The organism is Algoriella xinjiangensis (genome assembly GCF_900115015.1).
Lineage (GTDB): Bacteria > Bacteroidota > Bacteroidia > Flavobacteriales > Weeksellaceae > Empedobacter > Empedobacter xinjiangensis.
This window is the reverse complement of sequence record NZ_FOUZ01000001.1, coordinates 207,229-229,624: the sequence shown is the minus strand read 5'-3', so window position 1 is coordinate 229,624 and position 22,396 is coordinate 207,229. Positions and strand designations below refer to the sequence as shown.

The following is a 22,396-nucleotide window of genomic DNA, read 5'->3' as shown; positions in this document are numbered from 1 at the left end:
TTTCAGAATGATAGCGAAGACCTTTTTTGGTTTCGAAGAGATATTAGCGCAAGAATTAAAAGCGTTAGGTGCGGCAGATGTAGTAATCAAAAACAGAATGGTCGAGTTTAATGGCGATTTAGGTTTCATGTACAAAGCAAATTATAGTTTACGTACAGCATTGAGAATACAAAAACCGGTTTTAACTTTTTCGGCTAAAACAGAAGGTCAGTTATACGAAAAATTCAAAAAATTTCATTGGGAAGATTATTTAAATGTTGATCAAACATTTATGATTGATCCAACTGTTTTTTCTGATTATTTTACACATTCGCATTATGCCGCTCTAAAAGTGAAAGATGCAATTGTAGACCGTTTTAAAGAAAAATTTGATCGTCGTCCAAGTATCGATAAAGATGCGCCAGATGTACGTTTCAACTTACATATTTCGCATGATAAAATTACGTTGTCTTTAGATTCTTCGGGAGAATCTTTGCACAAACGTGGTTATAGAGAAGAAACTGGACCAGCACCAATTAACGAAGTTTTAGCGGCAGGTTTGTTGTTACAAGCAGGTTGGGACGGAAAAGGAAATTATCTTGATCCAATGTGTGGTTCGGGAACAATGTTGATAGAAGCAGCTATGATTGCGAATAGCATTCCGGCACAGCTTCATCGTAAACATTTTGCGTTTCAGAATTGGCCAGATTATGATGCAAATTTATATGCGGAAATTAGAAATACACGAATCAATCGCATCAAAGAATTTGAATATAAAATTGTTGGGTATGAAATTAGTCCATTAATGGCTAAAATTGCTCAAATGAATATAAAATCTGCTGATTTAGAAGGAATGATTGAGGTAAGACACCAAGATTTTTTTACGTCTAAAAAAGAAATGTTCCCAGTTTTATTGGTTTTCAATCCGCCTTATGATGAGCGTATCGAGAATAATAACCAAGATTTTTACAAACAAATTGGTGATACATTAAAAGCAAGTTATCCAAACACATTAGCTTGGTTTATAACATCAGATTTACAAGCAAAAAAATATGTAGGATTACGTCCTTCACGTAAAATTAAAGTATTTAATGGGAAATTAGAATGTGATTTCTTACAATATGAAATGTACGAAGGAAGTAAAAAAACGAAAAACCAAAACGATTAAAACGTGAGTCAATTTAACCAATTTATAAAAGAAATTTGTAGCGAAGAAAAAGTTTATATCTTAACTTCTGACGAAGGATTTGCAATTTCGTATTCAGAAGAATTTGAATATGAAGATGGATCTAACTTAGAAATTATATGTTTTTGGTCGAATACAGATTTAGCTGAAAAAGCTAAGCAAAATCAATGGGCAAATCATAAAATTGATACAATTGATTTAAGAACTTTTTTAGAAGAATGGCTTTTCGGAATGATTGAAGAGGTTTCTTTGGTTGGAATTAATTTTGATGAAACGTCTAAAGGCGAAGAAGATAGTCCGTTTGATGTGATTTTAGGAATTATACATGAGCTAAAAACAATCAATTCTACTTTAAAATTAGACCATTTTAAAGATTTTGATGATGTTAAAAGCTTAACATTGGAGTTGAAAGAATCTTATAATCAATAAGCTATAAAATTGAAAATAGAAGATTTACAACTTTCGATTATAATTGCAGTTTACGAGCGTCAAGATGAGTTAACAGAATTGTTGTCAAGTTTAACAAAACAAACCGATCATAATTTTGAAATTATTATTGTAGATGATGGTTCTACAACAAAATTAGAAACGGTTTGCGCTAAATTTAATTCTCAATTAAAGCTTCATTATTACTATAAAACGAATTCAGGACCAGGAAAATCGAGAAATTACGGAATGGCGAAAGCAAATGGTAATTACTTTATTTTTTTAGATTCGGACACAATTATTCCGCCAACTTATATTCAAAGTGTAAAACACGAATTAAGTACAAATTATGTGGATGCTTTTGGTGGACCAGATGACGCGGACGATTCGTTTACAAATTTGCAAAAAGCAATTACTTTCTCGATGACATCGTTTTTAACAACAGGTGGAATTAGAGGTGGAAAAAAGCAAATTGGTAAATTTCAACCTCGTAGTTTTAACATGGGAATTTCTCGAAAAGCGTACGAAAAAACGGGAGGTTTTGCAGATTTAAGAGTAGGAGAAGATCCAGATTTATCGATGCGTTTGTGGGAAAATGGTTTTGAAACGCGTTTGTTTCAAGATTCTAAAGTAATTCATAAACGACGTACTTCTTTAAAGAAATTTGCAAAACAAGTGTATCAATTTGGAGTTGCACGACCAATTCTTAATCAACGTCATCCAAAATATGTGAAACCAACATTTTGGTTTCCGAGTTTATTTTTTGTCGGTACTTTAGTTGCATTACTATTGTTGTTTTTGAGTTTTATTTTTACTGAACATCAATTTATTCTGCAAATTCCATTTGTGTTGTGGTTGATTTATATGTTTATGATTTTCATTTTTTCTAGCCTTCGATTTAAATCTGCGATAGTTGGTTTGTTATCAATAGAAACAACTTTGATTCAGTTTTTTAATTATGGTTATGGATTTTTAGAAAGTCAATTCAAATTAAATATTCTTAAAAAAGATTCGAAAAAGGCTTTTCCAAGTCATTTTCATATCGAATAAAATAAAAAAGGTCAAGAAGCTAATCTTGACCTTTTGCTTTTGATAAATTTGTGGAAATTTATCTTCAACTAACTTAAAATACTAATTTTATTTATCTGACTAAATTGTAGTTTAAAAGTATGTATTTACAGTATTTTATGAACTATAAATTATCAGATATTTTTGTTAAATATTTGGTAAACATGATATTAAGTTAATTGTTCTGAATTATTGATTTATATAGAATCATTTTCGAATTAACCACTTATAAATGTCTATCTTTCGGTAGCTATTTCGCTTATTTACTTCTGTTTAATAATTCTAAACTTCAGTTTTATCAAAACTTCATCTATTATCGCTTAAATTTTTCGTAATTTTGCAGACTTAAATTATAGTAATGCGTACGAAATCGACTGGGAAAAAGAAAATTAATGTAATTACGTTAGGATGTTCTAAAAATGTATATGATTCTGAAGTGTTAATGGGACAACTAAAAGCCAATGGGAAAGATGTTGTACACGAGCAATCAGGAGAAATTGTTGTAATTAATACTTGTGGTTTTATTGATAATGCCAAAGAAGAAAGTATTGATACAATTTTAGATTATGTGCAACGTAAAGAAGACGGTTTAGTAGAAAAAGTTTTTGTGACGGGATGTTTATCTGAACGTTATAAGCCAGATTTGATTGCTCAAATTCCAAATGTTGACCAATATTTCGGAACACGCGAATTACCATTATTATTAAAAGCACTTGGAGCAGATTATAAGCACGAATTGGTTGGAGAGCGTTTAACAACAACTCCTCGTCATTATGCTTATCTTAAAATTGCAGAAGGTTGCGATCGTCCTTGTTCTTTTTGTGCAATTCCGTTGATGCGTGGTGGCAATGTTTCTCGTCCAATAGAAGAATTGGTAAAAGAGGCAACAAACTTGGCTAAAAAAGGAACAAAAGAGTTAATTTTGATTGCGCAAGATTTAACATATTACGGATTAGATATTTACAAAAAACGCGAATTAGCTTCTTTATTAAAAGAGTTAGTAAAAGTTGAAGGTATCGAATGGATTCGTTTGCATTATGCATTTCCAGCAGGTTTTCCGGAAGATGTATTAGATATTATTCGCGAAGAACCTAAGGTTTGTAATTATATTGATATTCCTTTACAACATATTTCGACAAAGCTTTTAAAGTCGATGCGTCGTGGTACAACAAAAGAAAAAACGAATGCATTGTTAGATGCTTTCCGTACAAAAGCACCAGAAATGACAATTCGTACAACGTTAATTTGTGGTTATCCGGGAGAAACGGAAGAAGATTTTCAGGAAATGAAAGCGTGGGTACAAGAGCAAAAATTTGATCGTTTAGGATGTTTTACATACTCGCATGAAGAAAATACACATGCTTATAATTTAGAAGATGATGTTCCTGAAGAAGTAAAGCAACAACGTGTAGAAGAAATTATGGAAATTCAATCTCAGATTTCTTACGATTTAAATCAAGAAAAAATCGGAAAACAATTCCGTGTTTTAATTGATCGTAAAGAAGGAGATAATTTTGTTGGACGTACAGAACATGATTCTCCAGATGTTGACAACGAGATTTTAATTTCTGCAATTGATACATATTTACCAGTTGGAGATTTTGTAAATGTAGAAATTATAGAAGCATACGAATTTGATTTAATCGGTAAAGTGATTGATTAATCAATTTAAAATATAACAAAAAAACCTCGCAATTGCGAGGTTTTTTTATGCGCTAATTCTTCGCATTATTTCTTCTTTTCTTTTTCATTCTATTCGATTGAACTAGAAGTTTATTATTTGGATCTTTTAATTTATTTACTAAGACTTGTAAATGATTTTCTTCTTTTTTTGCTTTCTTCGCCATTTTTGTAGGTTTTAATTTTAACTTAAATTAATCAAAAAATAGGATTTACTCAAAATTAGAAAGTTAATTATGAAATATTTAACGTTTATTTCTTAGGTTTATCACTCATGTAAAAAACAATTTTCCCGCCATTTACAATAGCTTGATGATCTAAATTAAAAGAAGAATATGTTTTTCCGTTTAACTCAATCTTTTGAATATATATATTTTTAGGACTTTGATTTTTAACCTCAATTGTAAATTGTTTTCCGTTCTCTAAATTCAAAATTGCATGATCCACTAAAGGACTTCCAATTGCATATTCCGAAGCACCTTGCTGAACGGGATAAAAACCTAAAGCGCTAAAAATATACCACGCACTCATTTGTCCTGTATCGTCATTCCCTCCCAAACCATCGGCGGTTGGTTTGTATTGCATATCCAAAATCATTCTGATTTTTTCTTGTGTTTTCCAAGGTTGTCCAGTCCAATTATACAAATATGCAATATGGTGTGCAGGTTCATTTCCATGTACATATCCGCCAATAATTCCTTCGCGAGTAATGTCTTCTGTGTCAGCAAAATATTCGTCTGGTAAATGCATTGTAAACAATGCATCTAATTTCTTGATAAATTGTTTTCTACCACCCATTACATTAATTAATTCGTTTGGATTTTGCGGTACAAAAAAGCTAAAATTCCATGTATTTCCTTCTATAAAACCTTGTCCATGTGTGCTTAATGGATCAAATTCTTTTTTGAAACTTCCATCAGCTAATCGTGGACGCATAAAACCAATTGTTGGGTCATAATTATTTTTCCAATTTTCCGAACGTTTCATAAATGTGCTATAAACATCCATTCGGTTCAGTTTTTTAGCGGCTTGCGCAATCGACCAATCATCAAAAGCATACTCTAAAGTGTTAGAAACTGAAGTTCCGTTTTTTTCTGCCGGTATATATCCTTTTTCAATATAATCGCCAATTCCTTCATAATCTTGCTTATTTGCCGTTACAATACATGCATCTAACGCAGCATTTGCATCACCATTATAAACACCTTTTACAATGGCATCCGCAATAACAGTTACAGAATGATAGCCACTCATACACCAATTTTCGTTGGCATAATGCGACCAAATTGGCAACATTTTGATTGGATTTTGTTCATAATGTTTCATCATAGATTTTACCATATCATTGTTGCGTTTTGGCTGAATGATATTGAACAACGGATGAAGCGCGCGATATGTATCCCAAAGCGAGAAAGTTGTATAATTTGTAAAATCTTTGGCTTGATGAATTTCTTGATCCAAACCTTTGTATTGCCCATTTACATCCATATAAGTTGTCGGATTGATAAATGTATGATACATCGCCGTATAAAAATTAGTTTTATTGGCTTCGGAACTTTTAATTTGAATACGATTTAATTCATTGTTCCAATTTTCTTTGGCTTCATTTTTTACTTGATCAAAATTCCAATGTGGAATTTCAGTTTCTAAATTTTCTAAAGCATTTGACTGACTAACTGGCGAAATTGCGAATTTTATTTTTACTTTTTCGTTCTCATTTGTATCAAAATCAAAATACATTTTAATTTTTTTACCTTCGATTAACGGAAAATTTTCGTCTTGATTCCATTTTCGCCAAAAACCTTTGTAATCAACTTGTCCGTCTTCATTTTTTTGACCATAATTTTTAAAGGGTTTAGAAAAAGTCATCGCAAAATAAACCGTTCTATTTCGTGCCCAACCTCGTGTTTGGCGATAACCAGTAACCAATGTATCATTTATAACACGCACATATGTCCATGTATTTTTGTCATCATAATTATAAATTCCGGCATTTAAATCTAAAATTATATGTGCCTGATCTGTTTTTGGAAAAGTATATTGATGAAATCCAACTCGGGTAGAAGCCGTCATTTCTGCCCAAATATTATAATCCTCTAATTTTACTTTATAATAACCAGCTTGCGCAGTCTCGTTTTGATGAGAAAAACGTGAACGATAACCACTTTCGGGATTTTGAGCAGTTCCTGGATTCAATTGTAATTTACCAACAGTTGGCATTATTAGAAAATCGCCTAAATCTGAATGTCCCGTTCCGTTAAAATGTGTGTGACTAAAACCTGTTATCGTTTTGTCTTCGAAACGATAACCTGCACAATAATCATACGTTTTTGGATTGTATTTATGATTGACCGCGTATGGAATTGAATCTGTTTCTGGACTTAATTGTACCGCTCCAAAAGGAACAGTTGCGCCCGGAAATGTATGTCCCATTTTTTCGGTACCAATCATTGGATTGACATATTTTACCAAATCCAATTTTTGCGCATTTGTAGTTAATGCGCCAAGTGTGAGTAGAGCAATAAAAAATTTATTCTGCATGTATTTTCGATTAAAGTATTAATTAAATTTAAAGTTAATCGAAATCATTGAATTGAAATAAAAAAGGAAAGCTTTTTCGCCTTCCTTTTATACTTATATATCCATCTCGGGAATTTCTCCTTCTATGATTAATTTTCCTTCTGTTGCATTTTTTATATCTTCTACAGATACGCCTGGTGCACGTTCTAGTAATTTGAAACCGCCTTCGGGTAATATTTCTAAAACCGCCAATTCGGTTACAACTTTCTTAACACATTTAATACCAGTTAGTGGTAACGAACAATTTTGTAATAATTTAGATTCTCCAGCTTTATTCACATGTTGCATTGCAACAATAATATTATCAGCCGAAGCAACCAAATCCATTGCGCCACCCATTCCTTTTACCATTTTTCCAGGAATTTTCCAATTGGCGATATCACCATTTTCAGAAACTTCCATCGCACCTAAAATTGTTAAATTTATTTTTCTGGCTCTAATCATTCCAAAACTCATTGCCGAATCAAAGAAAACTGATCCTGGTAAAGTTGTAATTGTTTGTTTACCTGCATTTATAAAATCTGGATCTTCTTCGCCATCAATAGGAAAAGGACCCATTCCCAATAAACCATTTTCTGATTGTAAAACAACATTTACATTTTCGGGAATATAATTGGCAACCAACGTAGGAATTCCGATTCCTAAATTCACATAATATCCATCTTTTACTTCTTTTGCAATTCGTTTTGCAATTCCGTTTTTATCTAACATCGCTTCTTATGGTTTTGGTTGAACAGTTTTATTTTCAATTCGCTTTTCGTATTTTTTTCCTTGTATAATACGATTGATGTAAACGCCTGGCGTATGAATTTGATTTGGATCTAATTCCCCAATTTCTACCAATTCTTCTACTTCCGCAATTGTAATTTTTCCGCACATTGCAGCAGGATGATTAAAATTTGCAGTTGCACCGCGGTAAACCAAATTACCAGCCGTGTCGCCTTTCCAAGCTTTTACAATTGCAAAATCTGGCTCGAAAGCATATTCTAATAAATATTCTTTTTCAATTCCATGAAAAGTAAATTTTCTAATTTCTTTTCCTTCCGCAACTTCAGTTCCAACACCTGCGGGCGTAAAAATTGCAGGCATACCATATCCAGCTGCCATCAAACGTGTTGCTAATGTTCCTTGTGGAATTAATTCTACTTCTAATTCTCCCGATAACATTTGGCGTTCAAATTCTGCATTTTCGCCAACATAAGAAGAAATCATTTTTTTGATTTGACGACCTTGTAACAATAATCCTAATCCAAAATCATCTACACCAGCATTGTTACTGATACAAGTTAAATTATTAATTTTTTTATCAACTAAACCTTGAATTAAATTTTCGGGAATACCAGAAAGTCCAAAGCCACCAACAGCAAGCGTCATTCCGCTTTCTACACCTTGCAGTGCTTCGTCAAGGCTGTTTACTTTTTTGTTTATCATTTTTGTTGTGTTTGATTGCGTTTTACTATTTACTGTTAAAGATAATAATTTTTGAAAATTATCAATCCATTTTTCTATTAACCTACAAAATAGTTGCGTTTACCTCTAAAATTTATTCGGATAAATTGCTTGTTCTACATTTGAATTTAACATGAATGAGGATATGGTAAAATTGTGTAAAGCAGAAAGTGGACATCTTTTTGAGAATAATTTTTTAAGAATTAATGCTTTAAATGAAACAAATTCGGTTTCGTCTTTTGCATTTATAGATGATGTTGCGATTAATCAATCGGGTACATATCAAAAAATAATTAAAGAAAGTGGTTACATTATTTTATTGCCATTATTGAATAGTATTCGTTTGAATATGAATGGTTTTAGTTGGAAAATAGAAGTAAATCAAGCATTTATATATTACCTAGAAAAAGGAAGTATTGTAGAAATTGAAGGCGAATTGAAAGATAATTATTCTTGCTTTTACTCGTTTTTTTTACCAAAAATAAAAATACCAATTTCTAAAGTTTTAGTTCCGATAGATTTTGAGAAAGAAAACAAAATGCAAAAAATTATTCGTCACGATTTATTTAATGTATTTCTAGGAAAATTTGATGCACAAAAAGGAGCAGGATTACCATTAAAAAAAGGTGAAAGAAATTGGTTAGTTATTCCTTTAAATGGAATTTTTGAAGTGCATGATCGATTGATAGAAGCTAGAGATTTGCTCGAAATTACTTCAGACGATTCTATAAATTTTCAAGCATTAAGCGAAAATTCATTGTTAATGGTTATTGATTATTAAACTAAAAATTAATGAAGTAAAAATGACATTTTGTATCAAACAATATTTATATTACAGTAAAGTAAAACGCATGATTTAAATTCATCAATCGAATTAGAAAATGAATAAACTTAAAATTACAAACAGAGAAAATATAATCTTTTTCGGTGTTTCAATTCTTTTTATATTGATTCCGTTTTTGGTTGTTCCAAATTTTGAACAGCAACAGAATATTTTTCAAACCATGCGTTTCAAGCGAATGTTAACCGAAAATATTTTGCTTTTAGGGTTCTTTTTCTTGAATTATTTCTACCTAATTCCAAGGATTTATTTTAAAAAGAAGTATCTATTTTACATAATTGCGCTTTTGTTGTGCTTTCTTATTGTTTATCAAGTGCCTGAAATGCTTTTTCAGCTTAAAAAAGATTTGCCAAAAGTTGGAGAATTTAAAGGAGAACGTTTTCGTAAACCGCCGCCTTTTATGATGTGGAGTCCTAAAATATTGTTGTTCTTTTGTTTAACTTTAATCTCGCTTTTTATTCGTCAAAATAAAAGTTACCAAGAAGTAAAAGAAGAAAAGCAATTATCGGAAATTGCGTATTTACGTGCGCAAATTAATCCTCATTTTTTGTTTAATACACTAAATAATATATACGCATTAACGCTGCAAAAGTCTGATTATGCGTCAGATGCGGTAATGAAATTGTCAAAAATGATGCGATTTGTAGTTTCTGATTCTTCGAAAGATTTTGTGTCGTTGCAACAAGATTTGGAGTATATAAAAAATTATATTCAGTTGCAACAATTACGTTTAGTAACCAAAAATTCTATTTTATTCGAAATTATAGGAAATCCATTAAATCTAAAAATATCACCTTTGTTGTTGATTAATTTTATAGAAAATGCATTTAAATATGGCGTGATTGATGATGAAAATAATCCAATAAAAATTAATTTAGAAATTGTAGAACAAGTATTGACTCTGAAAGTTGAAAATTTAAAATCGGATGAAGAATTTTCTGATGAAGAAAAAAGTGAAATTGGAATTTCGAATACTAAAAAAAGATTGAATTATATTTATGCCAATCGTTATCAATTATCAATAAATGAAACGGTTGACCGATTTTTTGTAGAACTAAAATTAGAATTAAATGATTAGAGCAATTGCTATAGATGACGAACCTTTGGCGCTGATGGTAATCGAAAATTATTGTGCTAGAAATAGTCATATAGATTTGGTCAAAACTTTTTCTAATCTAAAAGATGCGCAAAAATATATCAATCAATTTCCGATTGATTTGATGTTTTTGGATATTCAGATTTCGCGAATAAATGGAATGGATTTTTATAAAAATTTAGAGAAGAAAATTCCAGTAATTTTTACAACTGCTTTTGCAGAATATGCGCTTGATGGTTTTAATGTTTCGGCGCTCGATTATTTGCTGAAACCGATAGAATACGAGCGTTTTGAAGAAGCAATAAACAAAGCAGTGTTGATTTTGGTAGATAAAAAATTAGCAGAAGATTCTGATTATTTGACTATTAGAGCAGATTATAAATTGAACAAAATTTTGTACGATGATATTTTATTTATCGAAGGTTTAGATGATTATGTAAAAATACATTTAATTGATAATAAGAAGATTACGGCAAGGATTTCGATGAAATCTATTTTAGAAAAATTACCCGAAAAATTATTTATTCGTGTTCATCGTTCGTTTATTGTTCCATTAAAAAAAATTAAATCGATTCAAAATAAAGTGCTATATTTGAATAATCAAGAGATACCGATTGGGGATACTTACAAAAATTCGGTCTCAGATATGTTCAAAGATTAAAGATTTAGAGGAATGGAGAAGAAAATGAGTAATCGGTTTGTCGAAAGCATTTTTTTCTCCAATTTTTTTTTAATACTACTTTCAATTGCGCTCAATGTAGAGACAACCGTCAAAATTGGTTTACCTTTTAATTCGCCTGAATATTATATTTTTATCAGTTCGCTTACCGTTTTATTTTATTTGTATGCTTATCGTATTTCAAAAAAGATAAATTATTCGATAAATCCACGAACACAATTTTATATCAATCACCGTAAAATTGTCAAAATAGTCACTATTTTTTTAATAATAATTTGTTTTATTTCTGGCTTAATTTTAGGTTTTAAAAGTTTACCAAATCTTGCTATCATTTCTTGGAAATGGATTCTAGTACTTATTTTCACAGGAATTTTGACGATTGGTTATTACGATTTGAAATTAGGAATTTCGCTGAGAAAAACCATGTGGTTAAAACCATTTTTAATTGGTTGGACGTGGGCAATAACAACCGTTTTTTTTCCAGTATTATTTTTGATGCTAGAAAATGGAACACATTTTAACCTTGATGCAAAATTTTATTTTCTATTTTCTCAGACATTTATGTATTGTGTTGTCAACGCAATTTTATTTGATTTGAAAGATTATGAAGACGATAGCAATAAAAATCTAAAAACATTTGTTGTAAAATATGGTTATCATTTTACATTAAACCGAATCATTTTACCATTGATATTTCTCGGATTTTTAAGTTTCTTGATTTTTGGAATTTGGTACGGATTAGCTTGGCACAGAATATTATTTATGCTTTTCCCAATATTAGCGCTTGCAATTTTCGCGTTCAAATTAAATCGTCCAAGACCAATTTTATATTATTTAATAGCAATTGATGGAATGATTTTTTTCAAGGCAATTTGCGGAATTTTAAGTGTCTTATTATTTGAATGATGAATTACAATTTTATTGCGCCATATTATCATAATCTCAGTCAACTTGTTTTTTTTAATCGACAACATTTAGCTCATTTTCCTATTTTAGATTTTTTGAAAGATGGCGATAAAATTTTGTGGGCTGGAGGAGGAGCTGGAAAATTTATTCCGGAATTAGCAAAACTTAACCTTAATTTAGAAATTGATTATGTTGATTTTTCTTCGAAGATGATTGAGCTGGCAAAGAAAGAATTTTCGGGTAATCTGAAAATAAATTTTATCGTTTCAGATATTTTTGATTTTGAATCAACAGAAAAATATGATGTAATTTTTACAACTTTTTTATTTGATCATTTTCCACAATCAAAAGCAGAAGAATTATTTTTGAAACTTGACTCAGATTTAATGCCAAACGGAATTTGGTTTTACGTCGATTTTAGTCAACAACAAAAAGGTTGGCAAAAAGAAATGACAAAATTGATGTTGTATTTTTTTAGACTTATAATTGGTTTAGATATTTCTCAATTACCTAAAATGAAACCAATTTTTGAGCAGAATTACAAGCAATTAAAACTAAATTATTTTTTTAGGAATTACATAGAAAGTATAGTTTATAAAAAGACATAAAAAAAGCGACTCAATTTTGAGTCGCTTTTTTCTACATATAATCTGTATCTAATTTCCCTTTCTTAAATTGAATAATATTTAATTTATTCATTACCCAAATACATGGATACATTGGGTCGAACTCCCATTTTTTAACGGCAAAGTTCGGACGACCACCAAATTTGTGGTGATTGTTATGTAAACATTCTCCCCACATTAACCAGTCAATCGGCATAAGATTTGTCGACGTATCGCCAACATCATAATTACGATAACCTAATTTGTGTGAAAACCAATTGATGATTACACCATGTAGTGGACTCATCATTGCTTGTAATGGAATAAATACAAAATATGTCCATAATGGCGCATCAAACAACCAATAAAGAAAAATGTAAAATATAACCCAAACTAAGCGAACAGCGTTGTTTCCTGCAAAGTTATCCCAACTTCTCCAAGATGGAACTCCTTTTTTAAATTTTGCTAAAACATCTACTTGATCGTGATCGATATCGTTATATACGTTACGAGTACGCCACATCATTGTAAAGAAATTACTGTCAAATTGTGGCGAATGTGGATCATTTTCTGTATCCGCATACGCGTGATGATGTCTGTGCATAACACCATAAGTGTAAGGACTTAAATACGAAGATCCTTGAAATATCCATGATAAAATATGGAATATCTTTTCCCATGTTCTCGACATTGTAAACATCGCATGTGAAGCATAACGATGGTGAAAAAATGTCTGAAAAAATAGAGATCCATACCAATGTATGATGAAGATAATGATAACTGCTGTCATTATGATTTTATAATATTTTTACAAATATAATCTTTAGGATTGTTATATTGACTAATTAAAGTCATAGATGTTAAAATTTAAGATTTATTTATAATGAATAAGAAATGTTGGAAATCTATTTTTTAAATATTAGTAAAAAAATACAGTTAATCAAGATAATATTTTATCATTTCACAAATTTATCAAATCCAATATTTAGTTTTATTAAAGCTTTCACAGCTAAATTTGCCGTTAATGTAGCGCCTAATTTGGATAGATGTGTATCATCATTTTTAGCTTCTGGATAATAAGGATTTTCACCTTTTTCAAAATGTAAATGCAATTGTGTTGATTTTTCAGGACCATAACTCACTTCCATTTGTTCGGTTAATAATTGTAAATCAACCAACGGAGTTTTTAAATCATTTGCGAGCATTCTAACAACCAAAGGATACAAACCATGTGTGTCAATTAACACACCATTTTCGTTAAAATTTCTACGTGTAATAGAAGTCATAAGAATAGGAATTGCACCTTTTGCACGTGTTTCTAGTACATAACGCTCCAAATTTGCGCGGTATTGTGTGGTTGGATTTGTATACCGAGCCGAATCTTCTATTTTTTGATCATTATGACCAAATTGTATGATTACAAAATCACCTTTTTTTAATTGTTTTTCAACTTTATCCCAACGACCTTCTGTTCTAAAATTTTTAGAACTTCGACCATTAGTTGCATGATTTTGAATTAAGATTTTATCATTTAATAATTCAGGTAAAATTTGGCCCCAACCATGTTCGGGATTTTTATCGGGATTTATTTTATCTGCCATTGTAGAATCGCCAACTAAAAATAAAGTTGGTTTTGATTGTCCAAATAATAAGGTATTGAAGACGATGAATAATAAAAATGCAGTAATTTTTTTCATTTTAATGATTTATTAGGAATCCATCCATTAAAGATATTTTGGATAGTGTATTTTTTTAATTGATTTTTAGTTAATTGATGCGACCAGTTTACTCTTTTTTTCGTGTCAACTCCTTTGGTATTGTATTCTGCGTAAAAAGTTGTTTTTTCTTTATCGGGAAACATTTTATCTCCAGTCCAAGCATTCCAGCCTTCATCCAAAATATGATTACTCATTGTTGTATTGATAAAAACTGTTTTGGCATATGGTCGCCATGGTCGTCCCAAATAAATTTTTTTTAGATGATTTGAAGCAGTTAAAGTACAATCAAAAAACACATATCCAAATTGTTTTTCTTTTGCCGAAGCGCTTGCTGTAATAAAAGAATTGGCTAAACTATTGATGATACAATCTTTAAAAACAGCTGTAGCTTCTCCAAATATAAAATCGGTAGTGCCTTCTATCAAGCAGTTTTCATAATATTGTCTACTGTTATTAGTTGCGGTATATAAAGTATCTTGACAACCTCGTATATTAGTGTTTTTTGCAATAAACCGATCGCCTTCTACATGTAAAGCAACAGCTTGACCTTGATTGCAAGATGTATTTTGTATGGTTAGATTTTCGAGCATAATATCATCGGCTGCAATCAATAAAGTATAAGAAGTATAGGTTAAGATTTTTTGATGAGCTAAAGCATCTATTTTTCCAGCATAATCATCATTTGTAATAATGGTTTTTTCTTTATTTTCTCCTTTTAATTTGAGTTGAGTTTTCCAAGATGGAATATTAATTTTTTCATTATAAATTCCATTTTTAATTAAGATTAAAACTTCTCCTGGACCTAAATCACGAACCGAATTTATGGCTTCTTGTATTTTTGCGAAATCACCATTTCCGTCTTTAGAAACTGTTATGGTTTTATAAGGTTCACTCCCAAATAAAAAATGATTAAATAAAAATAGCAGAATAAGTGTTAAAGTAGCTTTCATTAATTATAATTATTTAAATAGCTTATTCATAAAATTAACAATATAATTTAAAGTCTCATCAAACCAAGGTTCTACTAGCCAAAATGAGTGTGGAGAATCTTTAATTTCGTGCACTTCATAGTCAATTTTATAGGCAGCTAATTTAGAAATCATATCATCTCTACCTGCATGAAATCTTGGTTGAGAACTGTTTATAAATAGAGTAGGAGGCGTTTTGGCAGAAACATATTCTAAAGGTGAAGCTTCTGTCCATAATTTTATATTTTGATTCTTTGTAGCTCCAAACCAATAAGCCGCATATTGACCTTCTTCGGCTTCGGGATGAATAAAGGAAACAATACCATCTATATTAATAATTGCATCAATTTTATTTTCTTTTTTAACACCAACCAATGTGGCTAATTGTGCGCCGGCTGAAGCACCAAGAATTGCAATTTTAGTGTTATTTCCGTACTTTTTTCGGTTCGATTTTAACCAAGAAACAGCTTTTTCAATATCATGAACGGCTGCAGGATATTTAGCAGCATCGCTTAAGCTATAGTTAATTGCCATTGCAATATAACCATTTGCAGCTAATTGTTGCGCCATAATTTGTTGATTTTCTTTACTTCCAGAAATCCATCCACCTCCATGAACCAGTATAATTGCAGGTTTCTTAACTTTAATATCAGAAGGATAATAAACATCAGCCATTAAATTAGTTCCATTAAAACTAGTATAGATTATATTTTCATCTCGCGCAACAGTTGTAGGAAATGTTTTATTGACAGGTTTTATGAATGGATATTTTTTTTTCAGGTGCAAAAAAGTAGATTCTGCGGTATAAGGAGTAGCCTTCGGACGCTCTATTTGTCCGAAGGCTACAATGTTTAACATGAAAAAAACATAAAGAAAATATTCTCTGAATAAATTCATACAATTATATTTTATAAAACAGCATTTTTCTGAACATCTTTCGAGATAGAAATGTTGTTTTTATTTATACTTTTTGGCAATTTTATTTTAGATGTTTTATTTCCTAAAACTTTGATTATAGGCGTTTTTGATGATTCAAATTTTACAGTCGTTAAATCAATATTTTTACTGTTATAAATAGTTGCAGCATTACCTTCTGTAAATTTCATGGTTACATTTTTTAGTTGTATTCCATCTGCATCAATAATACTTAATGCTTTTTTTGTATCAAAGTAAGAATCTTCAATCACAATATTCTGAATATTCATTTCAGCTAAACCAACAATATTTATTGCTTCTTCTGACGTTGCTGCATTTATATTTTTGAAAAACATGTTTCTAAAAGTTGGTGTTTCCGCTGTAATTGGATAAATTTTTTCTGCTGTTTTAGCTGATTCTGTATCGCCTTCTTCTGCAATTGGAGATTTACCTTCATAAAACATACTAAAACCAATTACTTGAGCTGGAATATTAATCATGTCAATATTACTCACATAAATGTTTTCGACAATACCTCCGCGACCGCGAGTGGTTTTAAAACGTAAGCCGATATCTGTACCAATAAATGTACACCCAGAAACATGCACATTTTTTACACCACCCGACATTTCGCTTCCAATTACTACGCCTCCGTGTGCGTGATAAACGGTGTTGTTTTTTATAATTACATTTTCTGTTGCAATACCTCTATCACGACCATCTTGGTCTTTCCCAGATTTAATACAAATTGCATCATCACCAACATCAAATGTGTTGTTATAAATCAATACATTTTTACATGATTCTACATCTAAACCATCGCCATTTTGAGAGTACCAAGGATTACGAACCGTTAAATTTCTAATAATAATATTACTACTCATAAGCGGATGAATGTTCCAAGCTGGAGAGTTTTGAAAAGTAGGACCGTCTAATAATACGCGATCAGCATTTACAATACTTACCATTACGGGACGCAAAAAATCTTTAACTTTAATCAAATCTTCTTTGCTTATTTTATCAGGAACATTAAAGTTAGAACTACTAACATAGCCTAATTTAGAGCCTTCTGATGGAAACCATATTTTTTTATCATCAGAAAGTACACCACCAGATTCAACCAAAGTTTTCCATTGGCTATCGGTCATTTTTCCTTTTTTTACAAAACGCCATGCATCACCATTTCCATCAATTACGCCATTTCCTGTAATCGCGATATTTTGAACATCTTTTGCGTAAATAGGCGAAACTGTACGTGTTGTATTTAGACCTTCGAAACTTGTTTCGATTAATGGATAATCATTAAAATCTTTACTAAAAATAATTAATGCACCATCCTCTAAATGTAAATTGATGTTACTTTTTAATTCTATTGGTCCAGTTAACCAGATTCCTCTTGGTACTGTAATTTTTCCACCACCTTTTTGATTTGTCTCTACGATGGCTTTTTTAAATGCTTCTGTATTTTTTACAATTCCTCCAGATTTTGCGCCATATTGCTCAATACTTACAACTCTATTAGGGAAATTTGTTTCCTTAACTTGTGGCATCTTAAATTCGATATTTTTATAAATATCATGGTCTTGAGCATTTGTTGGCGCAGTAAAAACAGCGGCAATTGCAAGACCAAAAATTTTGATATATTTTTTCATTCTTTTTATTTTTTGGATTGATTTATTACGTCTTTAAATGCATTAAAAACTAATTCGGCAACAACTTTAGCGCCTTCTATTTGAAAATGTGTATTGTCTTTTTCTCCATTTGGGTAAGCTTCATAAACATTAGCAGGTAAATTCATGAAATATTTTTCTGACACCAATTTTTGACCATTTTCACTAAAAAAAATCATAGAAATTGTATTCAAATCAATAAAAGGAATATTCATTTCTTTTGCAATTTCAGCCGCAGCTTTTGGATATTCGCCATGTACATTTTGCAACTGACCATCTTTCCACGGATAATTTCTAGCAACGGGACTCAAGATAATAGGAAACGCCTTTTTCTGAAGAGTTTGAGCTACATATAAACGTAAAAACTCTTTATAACCTTCAATATTTACTGCGCGTTCTGGTTTATTTTCAGCCGCATCATTATGTCCAAATTGTATTAAAACCCAATCATTGGGTTGCAAGTTTTCGTAAACTTCTCGCCATCTTCCTTCCTGAAAAAATGTTCGTGTACTTCGACCTCCTCGTGCTTTATCTTTAACCACAAAATTTTTGGTTTTATCTGTAGAAAAAAATGGTTGAAATTCTTGTCCCCATCCAGCAACTGGATAACGAGATTTCATGTAATCTTTACCAGGTTCGTAATCGCCAGTATAATCTGCAACAGTAGAATCTCCAATTAAATAAACGCTTGTTGTCTTATTATTTTGCGCAAAAACGATAGATAAACAAGAGGTTAATATGATAAATGTAAATTGTTGTATTTTTAAATAATGCTTCATTTTTTTAATTTTTAGATATTCTAAACCAATCAAAATCTGCGTATCCACCACGTTTGGCATCGGTAGTACTTATGCTGTATAAACCAACTTTTGCACCAATCCATTTTCCGGGTTTTGCTTGAAAAGGCTCTCCTACATTTGTGAATTTTTTTCCATTTTCACTATAACTGAATTGAGAAATCCCATTAGGTTCATTTACGTTTACTTGTAAATAAACTTCGTTTCCTTTTAATTTTGCTTCGAATAATACTTTCTCTTCGTTTCCTTTTTCCGCTTTTATGGCTTGTTTTAATTGGACATAAAAACCGTCTAATTTATTTGTAATAACGATAGATTGATAATCTGTTCCCATTACTAATAAACCTGCAGTTTTACCTTCTGTTGCTTCTTCTGGAGTAAGTTTTACTTTGGTTGATGCGGTAAAATTTGGTGCAGGAAATTTTTGTGTCATTAAATTTGGCACATTCCATAAATTCTTCGTTCCATCAGGAATTTTCACAGAGAAAAGACGTAGAAAATTTTGTCCACTTAATTTAGAATACCACGTAATATTTGAATTTGCACTCCATTGCCATTGTATACCAATATCGTTTCCATCAAATTCATCAGTTTCTGGTGGCGTTAAAATGGGATAATTTTTACCGATAGTTGGTTTTTTATAAGAAATTACTGGTTCTCCAATTCCATTTTTGTCTTGATCTATTCCAATCATTGGCCAATCATTTGCCCATTTCATTGGTTGTAAATGTACAATACGACCGTAGGTGTCAGCATCTTGAAAATGGTAAAACCAATCTTCCCCAGACGGCGTATTAACCCACGCACCTTGATGCGGACCATTGATTTTTGAATTACCTTGTTCTAGAACAATTTTTTCTTCGTAAGGTCCATAAATATTTTTTGAGCGTAATACCAATTGCCAACCCGTAGCTACGCCACCAGCGGGTGCAAAAATATAATAATACCCGTTTTTCTTATAAAATTTTGGACCTTCGACTGTTGGATGAGCATCGTGACCGTCAAAAATATGAACACCTTTATCTAACGTTTTAGTACCATCTGGAGACATTTTTTTGATCGTTAATAAACTTTTTACTCCAGCGCGACTTCCTGCCCAACCGTGTACGATGTAGGCATTTCCGTTATCGTCCCAAAGAGGACAAGGATCAATTAAACCTTTGCCTTCGGAAACCAAAATAGGATCGTCCCATTTACCAAACGGATCTTTTGTTTTGACCATATAAATTCCGAAATCGGGATCGCCCCAATAAATATAATATTCGTTGTTATGAAATCGGATACTTGGCGCCCAAACACCATCGCCTCGCTTTGGTGTGCTAAAATGTTGAATCGGAAAAACATCTGGTAATGCATGGTTAACTAATTGCCAATTCACCATATCTTTTGAATGAAGAATTGGTAAACCAGGTGCTTCATTAAAACTAGAAGCTGTCATAAAATAATCGTCACCAACTCTTATTGCATCAGGATCTGAATAATCTGCAAAAAGAACAGGATTTTTATACATTCCGTTTCCTTGATCAGCAATCCATACTTGAGAATTTTGAGCATGCGAGAGATTAAATCCGATAAATAGAAGTGATAATTTTAAAAAAAATAATTTCATTTTGATTATTTATTTAATTCTAATGAGGCTAAAATAAAAGGACCCGTTCCTTTCGGATCATTTGCTCTTATAGGTTCGTTAATGTAATAATCGTACGAACCATCTCTGTAAGGTTTTCCACCTAAACCAGCTACAGAACAACATTTTGTTAGGTTTACAATTCCGTTTTCATCAACTTGAATAAATTGATCTAATATACCTTGATAACCTTTGATGGCGTTATTTTTATACTTTTTAGGTATGTATCCTTTATTTGTTCCTTTAGCTAAAGTGTAGACGAACATTGCTGTACCAGTAGCTTCTAAGTAATTACCTTGTCTATTTCTTTGATCCAATACTTGGTACCAAGTACCCGTTTGGTCTTGTACTTTAACTATAGCTTCTGCGTATTGATTTAGATAATGGATTAACTTTGGTCGACCAGCATGATTTTTTGGAAGATAATCTAACACATCAACCAATGCCATTCCGTACCAACCCATACCTCTTGACCAAAAATGTTGCGAAAGTCCAGTGGTTTTATTTGCCCATTTTTCGTTTTTACTTTCGTCCCAACCATGATAATATAAACCAGTTTTTGGGTCGCGGTTATATTTTTCGATTAAATCAAATTGTACAATAATTTTATCAAATGCTTGATTTGCTTCTTGCTCTTTTTGAAAAGTTGCTGCATAACGAGCATGAAATGGTTCGGCCATGTAAACACCGTCTAACCACATTTGCGATGGATAAACTTTTTTGTGCCAATAACCACCTTCTGTAGTTGTTGGTTGATCAATTAATTGTTTATCTAATGTTTTTAATGCAATTCTGAATCTTTCTTCGTTTGTTTTTTCATATAAATCTAAGATTGCATCACCAGATTTTATCATATCAAGGTTATAATCACTCATTTTATAAGTCATTATTTCACCGTTTTGATTAATCATTCGGTTTCCGAAATCATAGATATAATCATAAATTTTTGTATTATTAGTTTGCTTATAAACCTTATACATTGCATCTAAAACTAATCCGTTTGTATAACTCCATTTTGGTTTTTCTCTAAAATCGAGTAGGGTAGGATCAGGAAAACGGTGTATTTCTGAAAGTGTCATTCGTTCAGACCATTTTAGTTTATTGCTAACAATTAACTTGTCTGAATTATTTGTTACTTTTTGCGAAGAACATGAATAACCTAAACTAAGAAAAAGGACACTTAATGAATAGAAAAATATTTTTCTCATGCCTATTTGTTTAGTTTATTTTTTGATTGTAACTGAGCTAATTTTTCATCCAAATCTTTGTAAAAATCTGCTTCAGTTTTTATTCCATTTTGTTCTTGTTCCCAAGCGCTCAGAATATAATAAGTTACCGCATTTGTAGTTGGTTTAAAAATAACTAAATGATCGTGTGGTCCCGTTACCGTTTTTTCAACTTCGGACGTTTTATAAAAAATAGCCATTCCTAACAAGTCTGTTTTATCGACCAAAGTTTGTGCGCCATAAGTTGCAATATAACCCCAAGAATTATCGGTGCTTTTATTTTGTTTAAGCGGAATTTCTTTAAATTTAACCAAACCAGCGCAAAGACCATCGGTAGGATTTGATGTTTTTAATTGAAATTTAGAAAAACGATCGTATGGATAAATTGATATTTTGGCAGCTAAATCTGTAGTATGATTTCCAGTTTTCCAATTTTTATATGTAATCTCAAAACTTGACGATTTTTTTGCATTGTTAATTTTTACATACGTATCTTCTACTTGATGAAATTTTGCAACTGTATCGTTTACAAATCGTCCAAAACCTCCAATTCCTAACGATTTTCCAGCTTTCAAAATATCTTGTCCCCAAGGTTGTGGATTGTGATAAGAATCAAAACCATCTTGTCCAACTTCTGGTAAAATAATTGTATTTACTTTTTTACCATAAATATCAACCGCATTTCGCCAATCTAAATATAATCGATACCCAATATTTTGATTTTCCCAACCAGGACCTTCATATCTAATATCAAATGAATGATCGGTGTGAAGCGGATTTAAACGCATTTCTTGAACATTTTTAAACACGCCACCTTTGTATTTTCTACCTTCCCATTTTCCACCCTCTTTTACAGAAATCTCGGCATAAGTAGTTCCATTTTTACTGCCAAAATTAGCTGTATTGGTTTGTTTATTACACGAGAATAGTGCAAATCCTATTAATATACTATAAAAAATACGTTTCATTTTTTTATCTTT

Annotated in this window: 22 protein-coding genes; 9 read left to right on the top strand and 13 right to left on the bottom strand. The window is 31.2% G+C overall.

Annotated elements, in window-relative coordinates; translation table 11 throughout:
• Positions 1 to 7: 7 nt before the first annotated feature.
• From BM072_RS00990 to rimO, 4 genes are all read left to right on the top strand, one after another.
• Positions 8 to 1,147, top strand: a complete 1,140-nt coding sequence (locus tag BM072_RS00990) for a THUMP domain-containing class I SAM-dependent RNA methyltransferase (protein ID WP_177190229.1) — start codon at positions 8 to 10, stop codon at positions 1,145 to 1,147.
• Between the two features lie 3 nt (positions 1,148 to 1,150).
• A complete protein-coding gene (locus tag BM072_RS00985; protein WP_092905654.1) occupies positions 1,151 to 1,594 on the top strand; it encodes a DUF2750 domain-containing protein in 444 nt (147 codons plus the stop codon).
• Positions 1,595 to 1,603: 9 nt separating this feature from the next.
• Entirely contained in the window at positions 1,604 to 2,641 is a 1,038-nt protein-coding gene (locus tag BM072_RS00980; RefSeq protein ID WP_092905652.1) for a glycosyltransferase family 2 protein, read from the top strand.
• Positions 2,642 to 3,017: 376 nt separating this feature from the next.
• Complete coding sequence (rimO, locus tag BM072_RS00975; RefSeq protein ID WP_092905650.1) at positions 3,018 to 4,322, top strand: 30S ribosomal protein S12 methylthiotransferase RimO; 1,305 nt, start codon at positions 3,018 to 3,020, stop codon at positions 4,320 to 4,322.
• A 52-nt stretch (positions 4,323 to 4,374) separates the two neighbouring features.
• Here the strand turns inward: rimO and BM072_RS15555 are convergent, their stop codons facing one another.
• The 4 genes from BM072_RS15555 to BM072_RS00960 form a co-directional block, all read right to left on the bottom strand.
• On the bottom strand, positions 4,375 to 4,506 hold the full coding sequence (locus BM072_RS15555) for a hypothetical protein (protein WP_260562325.1): 132 nt from the start codon (positions 4,504 to 4,506) through the stop codon (positions 4,375 to 4,377).
• Between the two features lie 85 nt (positions 4,507 to 4,591).
• On the bottom strand, positions 4,592 to 6,880 hold the full coding sequence (locus tag BM072_RS00970; protein ID WP_092905648.1) for a GH92 family glycosyl hydrolase: 2,289 nt from the start codon (positions 6,878 to 6,880) through the stop codon (positions 4,592 to 4,594).
• A gap of 93 nt (positions 6,881 to 6,973) precedes the next feature.
• Complete coding sequence (locus BM072_RS00965) at positions 6,974 to 7,630, bottom strand: 3-oxoacid CoA-transferase subunit B (protein WP_092905646.1); 657 nt, start codon at positions 7,628 to 7,630, stop codon at positions 6,974 to 6,976.
• A gap of 6 nt (positions 7,631 to 7,636) precedes the next feature.
• Positions 7,637 to 8,350, bottom strand: coding sequence for a CoA transferase subunit A (locus BM072_RS00960; protein WP_092905645.1), 714 nt, complete (start codon positions 8,348 to 8,350; stop codon positions 7,637 to 7,639).
• A 151-nt stretch (positions 8,351 to 8,501) separates the two neighbouring features.
• Here BM072_RS00960 and BM072_RS00955 point away from each other — a divergent pair, with 151 nt between their 5' ends.
• The 5 genes from BM072_RS00955 (at position 8,502) to BM072_RS00935 (ending at position 12,498) form a co-directional block, all read left to right on the top strand.
• Positions 8,502 to 9,149 (top strand): pirin family protein, encoded by a 648-nt coding sequence (locus BM072_RS00955; protein WP_125113056.1) that lies wholly within the window; start codon positions 8,502 to 8,504, stop codon positions 9,147 to 9,149.
• Positions 9,150 to 9,531: 382 nt separating this feature from the next.
• On the top strand, positions 9,532 to 10,287 hold the full coding sequence (locus BM072_RS00950) for a sensor histidine kinase (RefSeq protein WP_177190228.1): 756 nt from the start codon (positions 9,532 to 9,534) through the stop codon (positions 10,285 to 10,287).
• Positions 10,280 to 10,966 (top strand): LytR/AlgR family response regulator transcription factor, encoded by a 687-nt coding sequence (locus BM072_RS00945; RefSeq protein WP_092905638.1) that lies wholly within the window; start codon positions 10,280 to 10,282, stop codon positions 10,964 to 10,966. The genes BM072_RS00950 and BM072_RS00945 overlap by 8 nt, the downstream gene beginning before the upstream one ends.
• Before the next feature lie 24 nt (positions 10,967 to 10,990).
• Entirely contained in the window at positions 10,991 to 11,890 is a 900-nt protein-coding gene (locus BM072_RS00940) for a UbiA family prenyltransferase (protein WP_177190227.1), read from the top strand.
• Complete coding sequence (locus tag BM072_RS00935) at positions 11,890 to 12,498, top strand: class I SAM-dependent methyltransferase (protein ID WP_177190226.1); 609 nt, start codon at positions 11,890 to 11,892, stop codon at positions 12,496 to 12,498. The genes BM072_RS00940 and BM072_RS00935 overlap by 1 nt, the downstream gene beginning before the upstream one ends.
• Positions 12,499 to 12,529: 31 nt before the next feature.
• Here BM072_RS00935 and BM072_RS00930 read toward each other — a convergent pair whose 3' ends face one another.
• The 9 genes from BM072_RS00930 to BM072_RS00890 form a co-directional block, all read right to left on the bottom strand.
• Positions 12,530 to 13,285, bottom strand: a complete 756-nt coding sequence (locus tag BM072_RS00930; RefSeq protein ID WP_092905632.1) for an acyl-CoA desaturase — start codon at positions 13,283 to 13,285, stop codon at positions 12,530 to 12,532.
• Between the two features lie 166 nt (positions 13,286 to 13,451).
• Positions 13,452 to 14,192, bottom strand: a complete 741-nt coding sequence (locus BM072_RS00925) for a rhamnogalacturonan acetylesterase (RefSeq protein WP_092905629.1) — start codon at positions 14,190 to 14,192, stop codon at positions 13,452 to 13,454.
• Positions 14,189 to 15,163: a pectinesterase family protein gene (locus tag BM072_RS00920; protein WP_092905627.1), complete on the bottom strand. Its 975-nt coding sequence runs from the start codon at positions 15,161 to 15,163 to the stop codon at positions 14,189 to 14,191. The genes BM072_RS00925 and BM072_RS00920 overlap by 4 nt, the downstream gene beginning before the upstream one ends.
• A 9-nt stretch (positions 15,164 to 15,172) precedes the next feature.
• Positions 15,173 to 16,078, bottom strand: coding sequence for an alpha/beta hydrolase (locus BM072_RS00915; RefSeq protein ID WP_092905625.1), 906 nt, complete (start codon positions 16,076 to 16,078; stop codon positions 15,173 to 15,175).
• A gap of 11 nt (positions 16,079 to 16,089) precedes the next feature.
• Entirely contained in the window at positions 16,090 to 17,748 is a 1,659-nt protein-coding gene (locus BM072_RS00910) for a glycoside hydrolase family 28 protein (protein ID WP_092905623.1), read from the bottom strand.
• 5 nt (positions 17,749 to 17,753) lie between these two features.
• Complete coding sequence (locus BM072_RS00905; RefSeq protein WP_092905870.1) at positions 17,754 to 18,545, bottom strand: rhamnogalacturonan acetylesterase; 792 nt, start codon at positions 18,543 to 18,545, stop codon at positions 17,754 to 17,756.
• Positions 18,546 to 18,549: 4 nt separating this feature from the next.
• Entirely contained in the window at positions 18,550 to 20,172 is a 1,623-nt protein-coding gene (locus BM072_RS00900) for a glycoside hydrolase family 43 protein (RefSeq protein WP_092905621.1), read from the bottom strand.
• A 5-nt stretch (positions 20,173 to 20,177) separates the two neighbouring features.
• Positions 20,178 to 21,398 (bottom strand): glycoside hydrolase family 88/105 protein, encoded by a 1,221-nt coding sequence (locus BM072_RS00895; RefSeq protein ID WP_092905619.1) that lies wholly within the window; start codon positions 21,396 to 21,398, stop codon positions 20,178 to 20,180.
• A 2-nt stretch (positions 21,399 to 21,400) separates the two neighbouring features.
• Positions 21,401 to 22,384: a DUF4861 family protein gene (locus tag BM072_RS00890; RefSeq protein ID WP_092905617.1), complete on the bottom strand. Its 984-nt coding sequence runs from the start codon at positions 22,382 to 22,384 to the stop codon at positions 21,401 to 21,403.
• Between the last annotated feature and the right edge of the window lie 12 nt (positions 22,385 to 22,396).